General features: G+C 60.8%; 6 protein-coding genes. All 6 read left to right on the forward strand.

Features of this window, described 5'->3' with window-relative positions; genetic code table 11:
• Nucleotides 1–277: SDR family oxidoreductase (locus tag ABJP42_RS14745; protein ID WP_348341652.1), on the forward strand; the 277-nt coding region annotated here is incomplete at its 5' end.
• Nucleotides 274–627, forward strand: coding sequence for a cupin domain-containing protein (locus ABJP42_RS14750; protein WP_348341654.1), 354 nt, complete (start codon nt 274–276; stop codon nt 625–627). The genes ABJP42_RS14745 and ABJP42_RS14750, both read left to right, overlap by 4 nt.
• 146 nt (nt 628–773) lie before the next feature.
• Nucleotides 774–1,820, forward strand: a complete 1,047-nt coding sequence (locus tag ABJP42_RS14755) for a P1 family peptidase (protein WP_348341661.1) — start codon at nt 774–776, stop codon at nt 1,818–1,820.
• Between the two features lie 100 nt (nt 1,821–1,920).
• Nucleotides 1,921–2,397, forward strand: coding sequence for a c-type cytochrome (locus tag ABJP42_RS14760; protein WP_348341656.1), 477 nt, complete (start codon nt 1,921–1,923; stop codon nt 2,395–2,397).
• 179 nt (nt 2,398–2,576) lie between these two features.
• A complete protein-coding gene (gene idi / locus ABJP42_RS14765; protein ID WP_348341658.1) occupies nt 2,577–3,119 on the forward strand; it encodes an isopentenyl-diphosphate Delta-isomerase in 543 nt (180 codons plus the stop codon).
• A 104-nt stretch (nt 3,120–3,223) separates the two neighbouring features.
• On the forward strand, nt 3,224–4,022 hold a 799-nt coding region (locus tag ABJP42_RS14770; RefSeq protein ID WP_348341659.1), incomplete at its 3' end, for an FAD-dependent monooxygenase.

Raw genomic sequence — 4,022 nt, forward strand, 5'->3', positions numbered from 1 at the left:
CTGGATGATCACCGCGACCAAGACCATGGCGGTAGAGCTGGCCCCCAAGGGCATTCGCGTCAATGCCATCAACCCGGTCGCAGGCGAAACCCCGCTGTTGCAGTCCTTCATGGGCGAAGACACGCCAGAAATTCGCGCCAAATTCCTGTCCACCATCCCCATCGGCCGTTTCTCCACGCCAGAGGATATGGGCAATGCGGCCTGCTATCTGTGCTCGGATGAGGCCAGCATGGTCACCGGTGTTGCCATGGAAGTCGACGGAGGCCGCTGCATATGAAGGTGATAAACCTAGCCGAAAAACTGGCGCTGTTTGACAGCCATTGGGACCCAAAGGTGGTGGCAGACTACAATGACAATGAGATCATGGTGGTCAAGTTTCAGGGCGAATTCCCGTTTCATCTGCACGAAGACACTGATGACTTCTTTCTGGTGCTTGAGGGCGAGATGGTAATGGATATCGAAGGCGCGGCCTCGCATCCGGTGCTGGCTGGCGAGTTATTCGTGGTGCCCAAGGGCGTCACCCATCGTCCCCGCGCCGCTGCGGAATGCAAGGTGCTGCTGATTGAGCCCAAGGGCGTGCCAAATTCTGGCGACCCCGCCACAGCCGCTGCCAAGAACCGGATCTGACACCAGATCCTTCCGATCCTGAGCATTCGGCGCGGTTTCTTTGCGCCGGATCAAAGACCCCAAGAGAATCAAGCTTATAAGGAAAGGGCAATTCTGCCCCGACCTTTGGCTTTGGAACAGGAGACCCCTGGATGACCCCCTCTCCCATGATCCCGGGCCCCAAGAACCTCATCACCGATGTGCCTGGCCTTTTGGTCGGCAATGCCAGTGATGCGACGTTGAATTCGGGCAGCACGGTTTTGCTGTGCGCCGAACCGCTGACGGCCTCGGTGCATGTGATGGGCGGCGCGCCGGGAACCCGCGAAACGGATCTGCTGGCGCCGGATAAATCCGTGGCTAAGATTGACGCGTTGGTGCTCTCGGGCGGGTCCGCCTACGGGCTGGACGCCTGTTCCGGCGTGGTCGACGGGCTGCGGGCGCAGGGGCGGGGCTATGCGCTGGGGCCCGCGGTCATTCCCCTGGTGCCCGGCGCGATCCTGTTTGACCTGCTGAATGGCGGCGATAAATCCTGGCAGGATAACCCCTATCGCGCCCTGGGCCGCGCCGCTTTTGAAGATGCCTCTGATGCATTTTCCCTCGGCACCCATGGCGCAGGCACCGGTGCCCTGACTGCAATGCTCAAGGGCGGGTTGGGCTCTGCCTCTTTTGTACTCGAGAGCGGCGTCACCGTGGGGGCCCTGGTGGCCGCAAACCCGATGGGCAGCGTGACCACCCCCGGTGAGCGTCATTTCTGGGCCGCGCCCTTTGAAGTCGACGGTGAATTTGGTGGCATCGGGCCGGACAGCGCAGCCGGGCTGGGCCGCAGCCTTGAGAGCCGCAAGATGAAAGCCATGCGCGCGCTTGCCCTTGAAGCTGGCCAAGCGGGTGATCTGCCATCCGAGCGCGGCAATACTACCATTGCCATCGTCGCCACCGATGCCGCCCTCACCAAGGCCGAGTGCCAGCGTATGGCCACAGCCGCCCATGACGGCATTGGCCGCGCCACGGTTCCCGCCCATGCGCCGGGGGATGGCGATCTGGTCTTTGCCGCCAGCACCGGCGCTAGGGCTCTGGCCAACCCAGAGGCCGAACTGGGACAGATCGGCCATGCGGCTGCGCTCTGCCTCAGCCGCGCCATTGCCCGCGCGGTCTTTTGCGCAACCCCGTCAAAACAGGATCTTTTGCCCTGCTGGAATGGGGCGAACCTCCCATGATCCAGACCCAATGCCATATCGCGATGGTATTTCCCGTTGACAGAGCGTGCCAACGGGCGCCGTATTCGACCCAAGCCAACTTCAAAACCGGAGCAAGCATATGAAACCCGTCCTGTCCGCAGCCCTTTTTAGCCTTCTGGCCGCCCCTGCCTTCGCCGAAGGCGATATCGCCAAGGGAGAAAAGGCCTTTAACCGCTGCAAATCCTGCCACGCCATTGTCACAGACACCGGTGAGAAGATCGTCAAAGGCGGCAAGACTGGCCCGAACCTCTGGGGCGTTGTTGGCCGGACTGCCGGAACCTATGAGGGTTTCCGCTATGGTGCCGATCTGGTTGCGGCCGGCGAAGGTGGCCTGGTTTGGGATCTTGACAGCTTCACCGCCTTCACTGCGGACCCGCGTGGCTTCCTGCGGACCCATCTGGACAATAGCAAGGCCAAGACCAGCATGTCCTTCAAACTGAAAAAAGGCGCTGAAGATATCTATGCCTTCCTGGCCCAGCACGGCCCCGTGGTTGAAGAGACCGCCGAAGAGGTGGAAGCCACTGAGGCCACTGAAGAAGAAGCGGCCTCCGAGTAATCTAACGCAGCCCCCTGTGGATCTGGTTATCAGGCCTCACAGGTCGCAAGACTTGCCCGAAATCCGGGCAACCAAGGCCGTGCCCCGGGGGCGCGGCCTTTCGCGTAGTTGCCTTGTGGCGCGACCCGCGCTAGCCATTGCTGGCTGTCTGTTTCTGACAGGATGATCATGGACCCGGAATGCCCCATATGATCCCGGCCTGGGTGAACGGCGAACTGACACCGGTGGAAAAGCTCCTGGCGCATGAACAGGGGCTGAAACACAAGGCTGTCTCGGTCTTTGTCGTCAAAGGCGTGAAAATTCTCATGCAGCGTCGGGCCTTAGGCAAATATCACACGCCGGGTCTTTGGGCCAATACCTGCTGCACCCATCCTATGTGGGAAGAACCTTCCTCGGCCTGTGCGGTGCGCCGCATGCGCGAAGAACTGGGCATCAGCGGGCTTTATCCTGAGTTTCGACACCAGTTGGAATATCGCGCCGATGTCGGCCATGGCATGATCGAGCACGAAGTGGTTGATGTTTTTCTCGCCCATGCCCACCGGCCGTTAACGCCAATTGCCAATCCGGATGAGGTAATGGAGACCCGCTGGATGGATTATCATGATCTGCTAGCAGAAGTGCGGCGCCATCCGGAGCGCTTTACGCCCTGGCTCAAGATCTATCTGCACAAATATGCCGACATTATTTTTGGCCCCGACCTGATCATCGCCTCCAAGACCTGACACCCCTTGCTCCGCAGCTGGGCGGATTGGGTTTTCTTGTTTTTCCTTGCCTCTTTGGGTGGGGCTGTGGTTTTGTAGCCCTCAAATTAGGGAGTATGCTTATTATGTCGATTCTCATCGCCGGTGGCGGCATTGCCGGGCTTAGCCTGGGCCTTACTCTGCACCAGATTGGGGTGCCTTTTCATATCTGCGAATCCGCCGCTGAACTGCGGCCTCTGGGGGTTGGGATCAACCTGCAGCCTAACGCCGTGCGCGAACTGTTTGACCTCGGGCTGGAGGCAGAGCTGGACGAGGTTGGCATCCGGACCCAGCAGCTGGGGTTTTACAGCAAGCTGGGCAAAACGATCTGGGAGGAACCGCGCGGGATGGAGGCGGGCTATGCCTGGCCGCAATACTCGGTGCATCGCGGCGCCCTGCAGATGATGCTCTATCAGGCATTGGTTGAACGCGCCGGGCCGGACTGCATCACCACAGGTGCGCGGGCCGTGGGGTTTGAGAACACGGATACCGGGGCAGATCTGCTGCTGGCGGACGGCACGCGTAAAAGTGGCGCGCTTGTTGTGGCAGCCGATGGCATTCATTCCGCCCTGCGCGCACAGATGTACCCAGGTGAGGGCGCGCCGATCTGGAACGGTCGTATCCTGTGGCGCGCCACCACCCATGGGCTCCCCTTCAAAGGCGAGGCCGCCATGGTGATGATCGGCCACGACAGCCTGCGCCTGGTAGCCTATCCGATTTCCAAACCCGATGCGGAGGGGCGGGCCACCCTGAACTGGATCGCGGAAAAGAGTTTTGACCCTGCGACGCCCTGGAAGAAGGAAGACTGGAACCGCGCGGCCGATATCAATGATTTCATCTCCGACTTCGCGGACTGGCGCTTTGACTGGATCGATGTGCCGGCGC

Origin of the sequence: Pseudophaeobacter sp., assembly GCF_039971195.1 — a bacterium.
GTDB lineage: Bacteria > Pseudomonadota > Alphaproteobacteria > Rhodobacterales > Rhodobacteraceae > Pseudophaeobacter.